Genomic DNA, 15,675 nt, shown 5'->3' on the forward strand with positions numbered 1-15,675 from the left:
CGGAGGAAAACATGGTCAGGCAAAAGTGTAGCGGTATTAGGCGCAGCTATTTAGAGCGTGGCTCCCCTCCGTCCTCATCCTTATTAAATTGATATTGTGTTTATCTGTCAACAATATGATCCCGTATTTAGTTTATTAAACCCCGTAATACGGGGTTTACCACTACCACTTCTCCTTCCGTTATGCTTTTTTATTATCTCCAGGCATACCAATGTTTGTTTTGCTACAGGAGACAATCATGACATCACATCAGTTATTACGCTTAAAAAAGGTTGAAGAAAAAACCGGCTTGAAACGTTCACAAATCTATCTGTATATGAAAGAGGGTACATTTCCTCGTTCAATAAAAATCGGACCAGCCAGTGTGGCCTGGCTGGAATCAGAAATTGACGAATGGATCAATATTAAATTGTCCCGGCGCTAAACGCGGTCAAGGGAAGGCGAATTAAAGCAACTGATTCAACTAAATACCCTCCAACAGGCTATATACCCAGATATTTCTGCATCTATCTTGCCTGTTGAACAAAATATACGGAATACATATTATGATCCCTTCACTAAATTACGCCGTACTCACCAATGCCCTGCAGGCGCTTAATGAAGGCAATATTCGTCACTGTGAAGATCTCGGTTTCACATTTGACGAAATGAATGCCCTCAGCCAGCTCTCGCCAGATGCACTCTTTACGCTGAGCCGAGCAGCCGCGCCTTTTATCGCAGTCTCGCTACGCCACGATGTTCTGCACCAGTTGCTGGCCCATTCTGGTCAGGAAGAACAGCGCCGACAACTAATTGACCGGGCCATACGACTGGGCGGCTCCATCGCACTGATGAACCACTATTTTGGTCTCACCTCCAATGAAGTCTGCCTTCGCCGTCGGTTGCTGGGTGTCAGCGTGCCGTATGGCCGAACGCCTGAACCGGATGAAAAGACAGATGTGGCTATCTGGTTGCAATGGCAGCAGCGCAGGGTAGAAAACCTTGAATCGCCCGATGCACTGATCACCATGATGCAGGTGACGGAAATCCTGCAGCCAGAGGCCGAAGCGCTGTCACTCACCACGGTCTGGAAACGTATCGCACTGTGCGAACAGGAAGCCGCTACTGGCAGGAGGACTCTCCATGCCGGATGAGATCGACCGCGATCAGGAATTTAATGAACAGCGACTGGAGGAGATGATTGAGCAGAACCGTTTTAAGCCGGGTTCAACACCATCATTATTTCACTGTCGTATATGTGGTAAACCTATTCCTGAAAAACGACGGCAGACTCTGCCGGGCATAACCACCTGTACAGAATGTCAGGAACAACTTGAGCATCGCAGACGCTAATAATAGCGATAAAGACGTTCGGGGATATTATTTCTCTGCACGTCTTTCTGTTTCCATTAAAATAGAATGCCTTCTTTATTATCTGTTCTGCATCCTTCTCCCTCTTTCCGCATCTGATAATCCTCGCCAGTTTATCTCTCTTATTTTTGTTTTGAATTTATCGTTTATATCCCGCACTGAATATCTGATTCTGAAAATGCCATAACAACATGGTTGCCCTGATGGACGTTCATTCGTCCAGGCCGGGGATTGTTCTTTAACAAATTGGATCGGGCTGTCACGTAACCACAATTCAGGGTGCCGCTGAATGTTCTCGCTGACCCGTTAAAACCGGAATGCAGAACCGGGATGTGACCTTTTTATTGCTTTCACGGCTATTTTATTAAAGGAAATACCATGAGAAAACCCAATTATCACGTCTTTATCACTCAGGAAAGTCAGCCCGATGCACAGGGCGAGAAAAACACGTACTGGACCAGGGTTGGTGTGGCCTTCGCACATAACGGTAAGCCTGGCCTGAATATCGTGCTGATCCCCGGTATTGCGGTTTCAGGCAGGCTGGTACTGCTTGAACCGAGAGAAGAGAGTGACATTTCACAGGATGCCGCAGCCGTTTAACCCGCTTTTGTCCTTCTCCCCGGTAACGTGTTTTTGTATACGCTGCCGGACCCACGGTTACGAGGCCACTATGCTTTCCACCACAGCCTTTCTGGCGCTGGCGACGCAGTGCGCCACCAGTGTTCACCCGTCCACGGCACTTGATGTGGCACGGGTCGAATCCGGTTTTCACCCTTACGCCATTGCTGAAATCGTGCCGGGCGGCAAAGGTGTGATTTCACATTTTCCCGCAAGCCATGATGAGGCGATGAGCCTCACCGGACGGCTGGCGGCGCAAGGCCGACGCTATTCGGTCGGCCTGATGCAAATCACCAGCACCAATTTCCGCCATTACGGCGTCACGGCCAGCGACTTACTTAACCCTTGCATCAATCTGTCGGTATTTGAGCGCATTCTCGCCGACTGTTACCGGCGCGGTAGCACTCTGAAACGAGCGCTCAGTTGTTACTACTCCGGCAACTTTGAAACCGGTCAGCGACCGGAATCCGCCTTTAACCAGACCAGCTACGTACAGCGCATTGGCTATGTCGTCCCGTCCACCCGGGAAGACCGGCAGCGAGCCCCTGACCCGAGCACACAACCGTCTGCCCGTTATCCCGCCGTTGTGCTGCGCGGCGAGCCTGCCGGTGCCACTGCGCCGATCCTGACTTCCCTGCATTATCCCGATTCCGTCATTCGCGGCGCTATCCCTGTTATCCCTGATGAGGAGAAATGATCATGCGTAAACGCCGTTACTCCGCTGTTGTTTCCGTGCTGCTGTCTGCCCCGGTGCTGGCGGCGAACAGTGGTTTTAACAAGGCCAATGAAACACTGAGCAATACCTCGACCGGCCTGCTGGGACTGGCCGCCGTCACCATCACACTGGCGACTATGTGGGTGGGCTACAAGGTGCTGTTCGACGGCAAGAGCCTGCATGACATGCGTAACATCATCATCGGCGCGATCCTGATCGTCGGCGCGTCCGGCTTCGGTGCCTACTGGGCGTCATAAGGGAGGCAACGATGGCTACGCTGAATAAAGCACTCACGCGGCCTGCCGCCATTATGGGTATTCCTCTGGTGCCGTTCGTTCTCGTCAGCGGGGCCATCGTCCTGCTGGCAGTCTATGTCAGCTATTACCTGGCGATTATGCTCATTCCTGCATGGGCGGAAATGAAAAATAAAACCCGAAAGGACATTCATTATTTCAGTCTGCTCTGGCTGGCGTTTAAAACCCGTGGGCGGCTTTTCACCAATACCCATTTTGGCGCGAATGCCCTGCTGGCAAACCAGTACGATAACGTTGATGTCTCGGAGTTTATTCAGAAAATGAAATTAAACGAGCGTATTACGCTGGATAAATATATTCCGTACTCCTCCCATATTCACCCTTACGTCATCAGAAACCGTCACCGTGATTTGGTTGCCACCTGGGAGCTGGACGGCACAGTCTTTGAATGTGAAGACGAACATCACCTGACCCTGATGGCCACGCACCTGAATAACGTTATTCGTTCGTATGAGGGTCTGCCGGTAACATTCTATATTCACCGGCTCCGTGAAAAATACCATGATGTTTTTGAAGCCTGTTCGGGTATTCCCTTTTCCGATGAGGTAACACGTCGGTATTACCAGCCGGTAAAAGACAAACCGTTATGGCGGCACCGGCTGTTTTTCACCGTCTGCTACGCGCCGTTCTCTCAGATTGAGAAGAAAACCATGAAAGCGCAGTCGCACAGTAAACGCCAGGCAGCACTGGATGACGCGCTCAAAATCATGCTGGAATACCGCGAAGCACTGGAATCTTCATTATCCCGCTATATGGCAACGCCGCTGGGGATATATGAAGAAAACGGGCGGGTGTATTCCTCACAACTGGCGTTCTTCCATCGTCTGCTTACCGGTCAGTGGCAGAAGGTGGCCGTAACGCGCTCACCATTTTATGAAACGCTCAGTACGCCAGACGTCTTTTTCACCACCGACACCGGTGAATGCCAGACGGTCAGCGGTTCCCGTTTCTTCCGCAGCCTGGAGATTAAGGATTATTCCCCGGAAACCCATACCGGTATGCTGGATGCGCTGCTGTACGCCGAAAGCGAGTATGTTCTGACGCAGTCCTTTACCTGCATGGCACGGGATGAGGCGCAGAATCATATCCGTCTGGCGGAAAAACGGCTTAACTCCACGGACGACGACGCGACTTCCCAGCGCGAAGAGCTGATTGTCCTGCGCGACCTGCTCCAGTCCGGACATGTGTCGTGCGGTAAATTCCACTTTTCCCTGCTGATCTCCTCAGACAGTGCCGGACAGGTGGTGAAGGACACTAACGTTCTGGCCCAGCCCTTCGCCGATCTTGGTATTATGACAACGCTCTCCACCCTGTCACTGCCCGCCGCGTATCTGGCGCAACTGCCGGGCGTGTATACGCTGCGACCCCGACTGGTGGCCGTCAGCAGCCAGAATTTTGCCGATATAGCCTGCCTGCATAACTTCCATCCCCACAAACGCAGCGGTAATCCGTGGGGGGAAGCCATCGCCATCCTCACATCTCCCGGCGGTGGCGGGTATTACCTGAACCTGCACGACAGCCAGGCCGGGCGGGATGACACCGGTGAGAAAACGCCGGGGAATACGGCGATTATCGGGAAAACCGGATCCGGCAAAACCCTGCTGATGACCATTATGCAACAACTGATGCAGAAGTACCGTAACCCGGCGTCGTTTGCGCCTTCTGCCACCATCAAACGGCTGACCACGGTGTATTTCGATAAGGACCGGGCGGCGGAGATGGCGATCCGCCAGGCGGGCGGGCGTTATTTCCGCATCCATACCGGCGAGCCCACCGGCTTCAACCCGTTTGCGCTGGAGCCAACCCGCCGGAACATCAGTTTCATCAAACGGCTGGTGCGCATGCTGTGCCGCCGCAACGGTAAGCCGCTCGATCCGCGCGATGAGGAGCGGATCAGTGCCGCCGTGGACACCATCATGCTGGACTATCCGCCGGAGTACCGCCGGTACGGGATCACCCGGCTGCTGGAAGTGCTGCCGGAGCCGCCGACCACAGACGCCCGCACCAACGGGCTGCGTATTCGCCTGAAACAGTGGGCGCAGAGGGGCGAGTTCGGCTGGGTGTTTGATAACGAGGCCGATACTTTCACCATCAGCGATGTCGATAACTTTGGTATCGACGGCACCGAATTTCTGGATGATGACGATATTCGCGGCCCCGTGACCTTTTACCTTCTGTACCGTGTGACCAGTCTTCTGGATGGTCGCCGCCTGGTGATGTTTATGGATGAGTTCTGGCGCTGGCTGGCCGATGTCGAATTTTCCCGCTTCTCCCTCAATATGCTGAAAGTCATCCGAAAGCTGAACGGTATCTTCGTTCCGGCAACACAGTCACCGGATGAAATCGTCAGACACCCCATCGCCCCGGCGATTATTGAGCAGTGCGGTACCCAGATTTTCCTCGCCAACCCGAAAGCCAGCCATGCGGATTACGTGGAGAAAATGAAAGTGCCGGAAAGTGTTTATGACACGGTCAGGAACCTGGATCCGGGCGAGCATTATATGGTCATCCTGAAAACACCGCTGCGGGCCGGGGAAACCCGCCCGTTTGTGGCGATGGCGAAAATGGATCTGTCCGGGATGGGTAAATTCACCCGGCTTCTCAGCGGCAGTGAGGACAACCTGAAAATATTCGATGCCATTTATCAGGATGGTATGCGACCTGATGAATGGAAAGATACTTTTTTTGACCGGGCAATCTGAAAGCCAACCTGAGGTACTATCAATGCGTTCCAGGAATCACCGTCTGGCATTATTGTTATTTTTCTCGGCGCAGGCGTTCAGCGCCGGAATACCGGTTTTCGACGCCGTGCAGAATACCGAATCCATTAACCAGTGGATGCAGAAACTACAGCAATGGGAGGGTACGGTTACCCATTATAAAAGCGAACTTAATGCGTATAAGAAACAACTGGCTACCGCAACCGGCGTGCGGGATATTCAGGGTTTTCTCAGTGATGCCCGAAGCCTGAAAACCGATATTGATAATCTCCGTAAGAACGGTATTTCACTGGATGATCTGCTGACCACGCAGAACAGTTCATATTCTTATGAACTGCAACACCTTTACAGTAAATACAAATCGTTCAGCGTATGCAGCGAGGAACAGGAAGGAATAAAATATCAGGCCCTGGCCGACAGTTGCAAACAGATAATCCTCAATCAAGCAATGGCGATTGAGAATACCACTGACGTTGAAAACAGGATTAACAGCACACTCAGCGATATATCAGACTTATCTGACCGTATATCGAATGCGCAGGACTCGAAAGAGTCTCAGGATCTGGCTAACGCCATCGCGGCGAAAAGCGTACAGTTAAATGCGCTGACGAATCAGTGGGAGATGTCTGTCAGGCAGGCTGAACAGCGAACGACATTGCTGGAACAGCAAAGACAGAAAGCCTTTGAACAGCAGCAGCTAACGGCACCTGTTGCTGACCTTAATAATTTATAAGGAGGTTATCCGTGCTCAGATCCTTATTCACCTTATGCACACTCTCAGGCGTGATATTACTGTCCGGCTGCAAGGAAACCAAATCCGAAGCCTGGTATAAGCAACATCCTGACGAAACTTATGCGGTTTATACGCAATGCCTGAAGGATGGCGAGGCAAGCGATAACTGCGAATTTGCCCACCGGGCAGCACTTATGTTTGCACAGGAAGGCCAGCCCGGGGTTAAGGAAAAATTCGAGGCGATATTTCAGCAGGAAGCTGCAAAACGAAATGCAGTGACATAGTAATAATATTTCCTCCAACAAAACAGGGAATTCTCCCTGTTTTTTTATTTCCTTTCTTTAAATATCAGGTGAGGCACCATGTCCGGTGGTATTTTTGTTGGTATGGACAAAAACATCATGGATGGACTGAATGCTGTACTGGAAGGTCAGTCTTCCACTTACGGCACGATGATCAGCGTCATCATTGTCAGCTCTTTTACCTTATTTATACTGTATCGCGGTTATCAGACACTGGCTGGCAAACTCCGGACCCCGGTTGAAGATGTCGTCTGGGATGTGGGGCGAATGTTGCTGATCACCACCTTTGTGTTAAACCGGGATGGCTGGCTTGATATGGCGGTAGCGGCTATCCAGGGACTCAAAGACGGTGTCAGCGGCGATGATAATATCTGGGCGCTGCTCGATACTGTCTGGGGAAAGGCACAGGCGCTGGGGCAAAAGTTATTTAATATGGACACATCAACTTACGTCAAACTGAATGGCGGCCTTGCCGAAGTGCTGGTATGGGGCGGCTCTATTGTCCTGCTGATGGCAGCCACCTTTGTCAACCTGCTCGCCGAAATCACCATCCTGTTAATGACCACCACCGCGCCGCTCTTTATTTTCTGCCTGCTGTACGGTTTTCTTAAACCGATGTTTGATAACTGGCTGAAAACGATTTTTGCGGCAATATTAACGATCATGTTTTCCGCCTTATCCATCCGTATCGCCATTAATTACCTGAATAAGATACTGGATGCTGCAACAAAAACATCCGCTGAAACCAATATGGTCACGCTGGCGGCGCAGTGCCTGCTGGCCGGGATAGCGGCAGGTGTGATGGTCTGGTTCTCCGCGAAGCTCGCCAGCGCACTCAGCGGGGCCGCCGTACAGGCGGTGCTGCAGGGGGCAGCCATGAGTGGCCTGAGCGGACTGGCGAACAAATCCGCCGACCTCGCCGGAGCGGGGGTAAAGGGCGGTGCCCGCCTGACTGCGAAAGGCGGCATGGCCGTCGCAGCGGCGACCGGCAGACTCACCGGCGCAGGCGCGGGTAAAACCGTGAGCGCCTGGCAGAAACGCGCCGCAGCCATCGAAAGCATGAAACGCCTGAACCGGCAGCGTCACCGTTAATCCTCCCGATCCTTAATTTCCTTTCCCCGTCACGCCGTGGCCTGCGCCACCGGTGCGGCATTCCTGCATCCATACGATAAGGGGCTTCCATGAAATTCAGCATCATCCTTCTGATGCTGTGCGCGCTCACGGGCTGCGCACGGCATCAGGGCGACCTCCCACCGGTATCCGGCGAACCCGAGCCAGTGAATTCCCCCGCCATCATTCAGGAGCTGACTCACCATGTCTGATATTCAGAACATTGTTAATGTTTCCCGCTCTTTTGAATCCATACTGCTGGAAAAGGAAGAACGTTCCCGAAAAACCGCCTGGCGGGTGGCCGCTGCCGGACTGGTTCTGGCCGCAATGGCGATTGCGGCCATTATTATTCTGCTGCCGCTGAAAACCTCCGACACTGAATTATGGTCAGTGGATAAACAGACCGGGCGCTATGAATATATGACCCGCGTGAAGGAGCGGGATATTGCTGCTGAAAAAGCGCTGGCACATTCACTGGCAGCACACTATGTCAGACTTCGCGAGGGATATAATTATTTCTCCCTCCAGCGTGATTATGACGACGTGCAGTTATTTAACAGCGACAGCGTGAACCGGGACTATCTGGACGGGTTTAACGGCGACCAGGCACCGGACGTGATTTTTAATAAGGCGGAATATGTCGTTTATATCGCCATTATTTCCAATGTGCATGCGCCTGCCACCGGGCCGGATAATCTGGCAACACTGCGTATTAAGCGCACAATCCGTCGTGTTGCTGATAATTCCGTGAAAACGGATGTGTGGAATATCCGCCTCACTTACCGCTACGTCCCGCACCGGCAACTGACCGACAGCCAGCGCGAAGTGAACCCGCTGGGCTTTATCGTCACCAGCTACCAGCGCGATAAAGAGCTGGGGGGGGAATGATGCTGAAACATCCCCTGCTCCTCTCTGGCTTAATGGTGTCATGCCTGGCATGGGGCGCAGCGACACCGCGCGGCAGCGCGTATGACAGCCGGATGCAGAACGTCACGTACAACAGCCAGAACGCCACGGTCGTCAGTACCCGCCCCGGCTACGTCACCATGCTGGTGTTTGATGACGGTGAAACCGTTATCGATGCGCAGGCGGGTTTCCCCAAAGGCTGGACCGTGACGAAAAGCGACAACCGGGTGGGCGTCAGCCCGAACCCGATTACCCAGCCGGTCACGGACGCCAGCGGCAACAACGTCAGCCAGGTGTTTCTGCCGACGGCAAAAGACTGGAAAACCAATCTGTTCGTGGTGACCTCGAAGCGCGATTACAGCCTGGAACTGAACGTGCTGGATAAAGACTCGCCCGCCCAGGCCTTTGTTATCCGCTACCGCTATCCCGACGAACTGCGAAAAAAGTCTGCCGCCGCCAGCGCCGCCCGTCAGCAACATCAGCAGGAAGCACTGGACCGGCAGCGGATAGCGGCGGCATTCGGGCAGGCCACCACGCCGCGCAACTGGCGCTATACAAAACGGGTGGCAGCTGGCTCAGCCTCCATCGCCCCGGACTTTACCTGGGATGACGGTCGTTTTGCGTATATCGGTTTTTCTCCTGCGAAAACCCTGCCATCCGTTTTCCGGGTGGTGAACGGCCTGGAGCAGGCGGTCACGCCCCGAACCATTAAACAGGGCAACTACACCGTGATGGCGGTTCCGGCATCGCCGCAACTGGTTCTGCGTTACGGCACCTCGGTGGTGGGGATCGAAAACGACGGATCCGGGCGTATCCCGCTGACCAACAGTGACACCGTTTCGCCGTCCGTTACGCTGGAGGCAAAATGACCGACAAATCTTTCCCGGACGAACCGGAAAAAACCACCGCAGAACGGGAAGCGGAAGCCCGTGAACGCGCCCACGCGGCAATGGCATATCAGGAGCCGGAGCAGAAAACGCCGCCCGGTCAGCCGGAAGTGACCCGTTTCCGTAAAGCTTCAGGTCGCCGCATGCTGATCGTCAGCCTGCTGAGTCTGGTCCTGGTCATCGCGCTGGCATCCGGTGGCGATCGTCTTCTCAGCGCCCTGAAAACGGGTGATGAGAAAGAATCTGGCACCGCGCCGCCCTCCTCCGGTACGGTGCAGCATGAGCGTAAGAATCTGGGTCTGGACAGTAACCCGTTTGGCCTGTTCGGGCCTGGGAGGCAGGAAAGCACAGACCCTGCCAGTCAGAGCGCCCCGGCCACTCCAGCTCTGCCGCCCGGGCCGCCCGCCCTGAACAAGGCGGCAGCACTGGCAGACGGGCTGAACAGCGACAGTACAGGGTCAGGCGACGATACACGCACGTCCCGAAGCGGATCGCGCAACAACGCGGGAACGTCGGGCAGCCCGTCAGCCTCCACGGCGTACACATCCTGTCAGTCTGTACTGGTCAGTGGCGAAGATGGACGTCTGCGCTGCCCGGATACGACAGCACCGGCAGGCAGCAATAACAACGACAATCCGGGCGTTGCCAGTGTCACTGGTGTCAGGCGGCTGGGCCTCGATCCCGATCTCTATATCCCGGTGGATCGTTATATTCCGTGTTCGATGATGCGGCGCTTCGTATCCGATGTTGGCGGTCATATCTCCTGCCTGATTGGGGAGGATGTCTGGAGCGCCAGCAACCATGTGAAGCTGATCCCGGCCGGAACAGTCGCCCGTGGCGTCTACCGCACCGGCGCACTGCAACACGGGCGCAGCCGGATGTTTGTGCTGTGGACGGAGCTGCGCACGCCGGAGCCCGGCAGCCTGCAAATCCCGCTCACCGATACGCAGGCCACCGGCCCGCTCGGCGAGGCAGGGATCGCGGGCTGGATCGACAGCCATTTCTGGGCGCGTTTCGGCAACGCCCTGATGCTCAGTACCGTGCAGGACGTGGCGGCAGCGGCATCAGATGCCGCGCCGGGTAAAGACCGCAATACCGACTATACCGAAAACACCCGCGCCGCCACGGCGGAAATGGCGAAAACGACGCTGGAAAACAGCATCAATATCCCGCCCACGATGTACCTGAACCAGGGCGATGTGATCGGCATCATGACCGGTACGGATATTGATTTTTCCTCTGTTTATCAACTACGGCTGAAAAAGAAATGGTATGAACGCTGAAAACCTGTCACTGGATTTTATGAAAAACCGGCTGTTTGGCGACTTTCTTGCTCAGGATGGCCTGACAGAAATTGCTGTTAACCGGCCGGGTGAGCTGCATACAAAAATTCGGGGAAAATGGCAAAAACAGGCATCCCCCATCACGTTGCGTCAGTGCCATGCTTTTGCCAGAGCGCTGGCGTCCTGGCATGACGATAATATTGACGATACATCACCCATCCTTTCTGCAACATTAGGATCTGGCGAACGTATTCAGGCGATTATTCCTCCGGCCTGTGAACGTAATACGGTGTCCATTACGCTGCGCAAACCCTCGTTTGAGCAGAAAACACATCAGTCATGGATTGATGCGGGATTTTATCAGCGCGTGGCCGGTCAGGAAAAAACGGAAAGTCAGGATAATGCACTAATCCGGTTATATCACAGCGGGGATATTCCCCACTTTATGGAAAAGGCGGTGGAATACGGCAAAACGATTTTTATTGTGGGTGAAACCGGCTCCGGCAAAACCACCTATATGAAAACGCTGCTGCATTATATTCCGCTGCATCTCCGTCTGGTAACGATTGAGGATAATCCCGAAATCCGTTTTTATCACCACAGCAATTATGTTCATCTTTTTTACCCGGCGGATGCCGGGGATAATGCTATTGTCACGCCCGGCAGGCTGATCCGTGCTAATTATCGTATGAACCCTGACCGGATATTACTGGCGGAAATTCGTGGGCGGGAAGCGTGGGACGCGCTGAAAATTGTCGGCTCCGGGCATGAGGGGTTAATCACCTCCCTGCATGCGGGCTGTCCGGCAGAATGTATTGAAGGGATCATTGACCGCTGCTATGAAAACCCCGACTGCCGGAACATTCCTTTTGATGTGTTGTTACGCAAGGTACTTAAAAGCATTGATGTCATCGTCAGCATTGATATACACGGCGATGTGCGCCGGATGAGTGATATTTACTTTAAGCCAGTTCATTTAAACAGCACGAAAGAGACATTCAGAAAATAACCCCGACAAATAACATTAGCCAAAAAACGCAACCTTTAATTAATCATAATGGTAACTGAAATGAAAAAAGCAATATCCTCCGTATTATTGTTCTGCGTTATTGCATCATGTTCAACATCTGTACTGGCTGCTGATGCCTGCGAGGTGGTGTTATGTATGTACGGTAAAGCAACCGGAAATGGCGGCGGCAGTGAATGTCATTCCGCTGAACGTGCATTCTTTAATATCGTGATAAAGAATAAACACGGCTTTCTTCCTGACCATACGGCCGATGCCAGACAATCATTTTTAAGTGAATGTGATTTGGCAGACCCTGCGGCTATCAGTCAGATCATCAGTAAATATGGCCGCATTCGTGGTTAATACTGGCGAGACGGGCACAGAGCATGACGGTTTTCAGGTTTTTACGGCTTCTATTTTTCGCGGATTAAGAAGCGAAGAAACAGGGGCCGTAAAAATGAGGCTGCGGACAGAAATATTTTCGCGGGTTAAGGAGCGAAAATAATTCAGGCACCGCACCTCACCTGCAAACAGCCGCGCCCACGCGGATTTTGCAGGCCGGGGGGAGCCGGATAAATTTCGCCGCCCCAGCGAGCGAAAAGCTGTCGCCCACGACAGCGGTTTACCCGGGGGGCGCAGCCCCGCACACCGTCGCAGCTAAGTCTCCGGCCCAAAGCCGGTAGCGTGGCGCGACCACCCTCTTTAAAGGTCAGCTTCCCTTTTATTCCCGCTGCGAGGAACGAGCAAAGGGAAGAAAAAGGCGAAAGCGACCGTCTTAAAGAGGGTGGTCGCGCGTAGCGGACGACGGTGTGCCGCCTTTGACCCTGGGGGTTTTGGCGTGGCGTCCAGCCGCGACATTACCCCCATGCACCGAGCAATAAGGGCGTCCAGCCCGCATGTACCGGCGCACGCCGTTTCGTGCAGGGAAGCATGCTTTCCTGCACATGGCCGCACAGCGGCCACCTTCTTTACCCCATACGCTCGCCCCGTCTTTTCGCCCGACACCGTGGGGCGAACTGATGGGGCGATGTCATGGGGCGAACTGCTGACGAAGGAGGCATCGTGATTTTGAATAAGCTGGCCGTTTCACTGTCGCCGATAGTGAATGGGATGCTGGCGGTGCTGGCTTTTGTGCAACAGCATCAGCTGATGCTGGCGCTGTTATCGGGGCTGACGATGCCGTTTTTCGCCTCGTTGAAAAGCGATGAACGGCAAAAAGCCCCGCTGTGGCAAAAGATGATTATTGCTTTTTCAATGCTGTGTTTTCTCTCCGGCACACTGGCCCCGATAGTTATCGGATCCTTCCAGTGGCTGTATAAGACCAGACTCACCAGTGATAATACGGTACTAGCCTGGTCAGCACGGATTGCTTTCACTGTGACCGGGATTATTTTTCATATTATACTTCGCCGGGTATTCACGCCGGAACTGGATAAAATAAAGAAACGCCTTGTTAAAAAAACCACCCTTGAACGGGAATTGCGCACCGATGTCCGCACCGTAAAGTCCCTGCTGCCGGAAACACTGCATTATGATCCGCTGGATTATATCGACCTGAATAAAGGCATTTTTACTGGCATGGACAGGGAGAACGAACCAATGTATCTCCCGTTAAATGACTGGCAGAAACAGCACGCGGATATTATCGGCACCACCGGAGCCGGTAAAGGGGTAGCTGCCGGGATATTGCTATATCAAAGTATTATTGCCGGTGAAGGAGTGTTTGTTATGGACCCCAAAGACGATGAATGGGCACCACACCTTTACCGGAAAGCCTGCGAGGATGCAGGAAAACCCTTTGCCTTAATTGACCTGCGAAAACAGCACTACCAGTTAAATCTGATTGAAGATATCACGCCCGATGAACTGGAAGAATTGTTCGTAGCAGGTTTCAGCCTGGCGGAAAAAGGGCAGGAATCGGATTTTTATCGCATTGATGACCGAAAAGCCGCGCGTATCGCCGCACAATTTGTCAGTGATAATCCATCGGCAACAATCCGTGATGTCTATAACGGTGATTACGTTCAGGGAGTTGCCGAAAAAATCAAAGCATTTTTCGGCAAGATTGAGGAACTGGCAATACTCAATGCCATTAACTCACCAGAAGGCTTTTCGCTTAAGCACATATTTGATGAGGGCGGCTGCTGTTATGTTGTCGGCTCCATGCGAAACAGCAAAATTATTACCGCCCAGCGCATGCTGCTGGTTCGCCTTTACCAACTGGCAGAAAAGCGCGATCGAGTAACAGACGTACCCCGCCCCATTGCTATTTATCTTTCCGAGCTGAAATACCATTTATCCAGACCAGCGCTGGAAGGTTTAGGTGCGGCGCGGGATAAAGGCGTACACATTATTATGGACCACCAGTCCATCGCCGATTTAAACGACTGCCCGGCAGATTTGAAAGGTGACGCCGTTGTCGGTGCGGTTGTTGAAAATGCAAAATTCAAGCTGGTATACCGGGTTATGGACCCGGATACAGCGGAATGGGTGGCGAGAATGTCAGGCACGATTCTGGTGGATGATGAACTCCGTAAAGCGAAAACGGATAATATGCTGACGGAAACGATCGACAGTGAGCGCACAATCCGCCAGGCCGAACGTTTCTTTATTGACAGCAATATGATCCTGAACCTGCCCGATTTTGTCAGCTTTATCTTTACGACAAAAACGCTACCTTCTGCTTCACTGATTTCACCGATAAAGGTCAGAAAGCGTCAGCTAAAAATCTTCTCGGTTTCCCCTGATATTGCCGCATCGGCGGCACCGGTGAAAATCGCACTGGATTTTGACGAGGATGATAAACCATCCATACAGGATGTAATGACAACGTACCCGGATCTTTTCTTCAACGGAAGCGAAGTCAAACCGGCAGAGCCCCAACCTGATGAGGGAGAACACCTGTCCCCGCTGGATTTTTAAGGAGCGGTTATGCTGATTTCGACATATCACGAGCGCCAGACACGCAACAGAGAAAAAATAAAACAACTGCTGAACTTCCTGAAAGAAGAAACCTACAGCGATTTCAAAACGCTGATGCTGCTATTTGGTTTCCGGGATCATAAATCGCTTTATTCGCTGCTGGCAAAAACTGAGAAAATGGGGTTAATCCAGAAGCATGTGCTTGAATCACGGACAATGAAGATTTCATTATGGGGGATCACCAGCGACGGGCTGGCGGTGGTGTTAACCCCGGATGATAAAATCTTTCCCGCGAGGTTTGAACCGTTCAGAATTACCGGCTGGACGCTGGAGCATCATCTTGATAATCAGGCCGCCAGACTTATTCTGGAGAAAAAAGGTGCTTCGGGATGGATTAACGGCGACCGGACCACTTTTATCAGCCAGTATCAGGTGAAACATCGCCCGGACGGGTTACTGACCCTGCCTGACGGTAACGTTATTGCCATTGAAACCGAGCGCCGCCTGAAAACCCGAGCTCGTTATCAGTCGATCATGGCAAGCCACCTGCTGGCCCGTACCCGCAAGCAGTGGATTTACGTTTTTTATGTTGTACCCGATCCACAGAAGAAGCGTGCACTTGAACTGCTGTTTGACAGCATCAGGCATGTCATCATCAACCATCAGCACGTCCCGCTGGAAGAACGCCACCGCCGGGTGTTTCGCATTTATACCCTTGATGAACTGAAACGCCTGTCATTAGACAGCTATACGTAAGCTTTTACACAGGCCAACATGGTGGCCTCACCGGCCTGGCGGCGATACCG

18 protein-coding genes are annotated in these 15,675 nt (G+C 52.9%); all 18 read left to right on the forward strand.

What is annotated here, in order from left to right; all coding sequences use genetic code 11:
- Positions 1 to 238 precede the first annotated feature (238 nt).
- The 18 genes from SIK97_RS13145 to mobC all read left to right on the forward strand — a co-directional run bounded on the left by SIK97_RS13145 (position 239) and on the right by mobC (position 15,625).
- Positions 239 to 424, forward strand: a complete 186-nt coding sequence (locus SIK97_RS13145; protein ID WP_003036401.1) for an AlpA family transcriptional regulator — start codon at positions 239 to 241, stop codon at positions 422 to 424.
- Between the two features lie 121 nt (positions 425 to 545).
- Positions 546 to 1,133 (forward strand): DUF2857 domain-containing protein, encoded by a 588-nt coding sequence (locus tag SIK97_RS13150; RefSeq protein WP_003036399.1) that lies wholly within the window; start codon positions 546 to 548, stop codon positions 1,131 to 1,133.
- Positions 1,123 to 1,332, forward strand: coding sequence for a TraR/DksA family transcriptional regulator (locus tag SIK97_RS13155; protein WP_003036397.1), 210 nt, complete (start codon positions 1,123 to 1,125; stop codon positions 1,330 to 1,332). Before SIK97_RS13150 ends, SIK97_RS13155 begins: the two co-directional genes overlap by 11 nt.
- Before the next feature lie 396 nt (positions 1,333 to 1,728).
- Positions 1,729 to 1,950, forward strand: a complete 222-nt coding sequence (locus SIK97_RS13160) for a hypothetical protein (RefSeq protein WP_003036394.1) — start codon at positions 1,729 to 1,731, stop codon at positions 1,948 to 1,950.
- A 70-nt stretch (positions 1,951 to 2,020) separates the two neighbouring features.
- Positions 2,021 to 2,665: a lytic transglycosylase domain-containing protein gene (locus SIK97_RS13165; RefSeq protein WP_003036391.1), complete on the forward strand. Its 645-nt coding sequence runs from the start codon at positions 2,021 to 2,023 to the stop codon at positions 2,663 to 2,665.
- Positions 2,662 to 2,940, forward strand: coding sequence for a TrbC/VirB2 family protein (locus SIK97_RS13170; protein WP_003036389.1), 279 nt, complete (start codon positions 2,662 to 2,664; stop codon positions 2,938 to 2,940). The genes SIK97_RS13165 and SIK97_RS13170 overlap by 4 nt, the downstream gene beginning before the upstream one ends.
- Before the next feature lie 11 nt (positions 2,941 to 2,951).
- The gene (locus SIK97_RS13175; RefSeq protein ID WP_003036386.1) at positions 2,952 to 5,699 is read left to right on the forward strand and encodes a VirB3 family type IV secretion system protein; all 2,748 of its coding nucleotides are present in this window, start codon (positions 2,952 to 2,954) and stop codon (positions 5,697 to 5,699) included.
- Between the two features lie 22 nt (positions 5,700 to 5,721).
- On the forward strand, positions 5,722 to 6,450 hold the full coding sequence (locus SIK97_RS13180; RefSeq protein ID WP_003036383.1) for a type IV secretion system protein: 729 nt from the start codon (positions 5,722 to 5,724) through the stop codon (positions 6,448 to 6,450).
- 11 nt (positions 6,451 to 6,461) lie between these two features.
- Complete coding sequence (locus tag SIK97_RS13185; RefSeq protein ID WP_003036380.1) at positions 6,462 to 6,734, forward strand: EexN family lipoprotein; 273 nt, start codon at positions 6,462 to 6,464, stop codon at positions 6,732 to 6,734.
- A gap of 78 nt (positions 6,735 to 6,812) precedes the next feature.
- The gene (locus SIK97_RS13190; protein ID WP_003036377.1) at positions 6,813 to 7,844 is read left to right on the forward strand and encodes a type IV secretion system protein; all 1,032 of its coding nucleotides are present in this window, start codon (positions 6,813 to 6,815) and stop codon (positions 7,842 to 7,844) included.
- A gap of 89 nt (positions 7,845 to 7,933) precedes the next feature.
- The gene (locus SIK97_RS13195) at positions 7,934 to 8,074 is read left to right on the forward strand and encodes a hypothetical protein (RefSeq protein WP_020078407.1); all 141 of its coding nucleotides are present in this window, start codon (positions 7,934 to 7,936) and stop codon (positions 8,072 to 8,074) included.
- The gene (locus SIK97_RS13200) at positions 8,067 to 8,750 is read left to right on the forward strand and encodes a virB8 family protein (protein ID WP_003036371.1); all 684 of its coding nucleotides are present in this window, start codon (positions 8,067 to 8,069) and stop codon (positions 8,748 to 8,750) included. The genes SIK97_RS13195 and SIK97_RS13200 overlap by 8 nt, the downstream gene beginning before the upstream one ends.
- Positions 8,747 to 9,637 carry a P-type conjugative transfer protein VirB9 gene (gene virB9, locus SIK97_RS13205; protein WP_003036368.1) on the forward strand — a complete coding sequence of 297 codons (891 nt, stop codon included), beginning with the start codon at positions 8,747 to 8,749 and terminating at the stop codon, positions 9,635 to 9,637. The genes SIK97_RS13200 and virB9 overlap by 4 nt, the downstream gene beginning before the upstream one ends.
- A complete protein-coding gene (virB10, locus tag SIK97_RS13210; protein ID WP_003036367.1) occupies positions 9,634 to 10,938 on the forward strand; it encodes a VirB10/TraB/TrbI family type IV secretion system protein in 1,305 nt (434 codons plus the stop codon). Before virB9 ends, virB10 begins: the two co-directional genes overlap by 4 nt.
- A complete protein-coding gene (gene virB11 / locus SIK97_RS13215) occupies positions 10,928 to 11,947 on the forward strand; it encodes a P-type DNA transfer ATPase VirB11 (protein WP_003036362.1) in 1,020 nt (339 codons plus the stop codon). Before virB10 ends, virB11 begins: the two co-directional genes overlap by 11 nt.
- A gap of 60 nt (positions 11,948 to 12,007) precedes the next feature.
- Entirely contained in the window at positions 12,008 to 12,310 is a 303-nt protein-coding gene (locus tag SIK97_RS13220) for a TrbM/KikA/MpfK family conjugal transfer protein (protein WP_003036360.1), read from the forward strand.
- Between the two features lie 699 nt (positions 12,311 to 13,009).
- Positions 13,010 to 14,869, forward strand: coding sequence for a type IV secretory system conjugative DNA transfer family protein (locus SIK97_RS13225; protein WP_023337491.1), 1,860 nt, complete (start codon positions 13,010 to 13,012; stop codon positions 14,867 to 14,869).
- 9 nt (positions 14,870 to 14,878) lie between these two features.
- A complete protein-coding gene (gene mobC, locus SIK97_RS13230; RefSeq protein WP_003036354.1) occupies positions 14,879 to 15,625 on the forward strand; it encodes a MobC family replication-relaxation protein in 747 nt (248 codons plus the stop codon).
- Positions 15,626 to 15,675 lie beyond the last annotated feature (50 nt).

This window comes from Klebsiella sp. JN_Kp126, from assembly GCF_033843325.1.
GTDB classification, from domain to species: Bacteria; Pseudomonadota; Gammaproteobacteria; order Enterobacterales; family Enterobacteriaceae; genus Klebsiella; species Klebsiella michiganensis.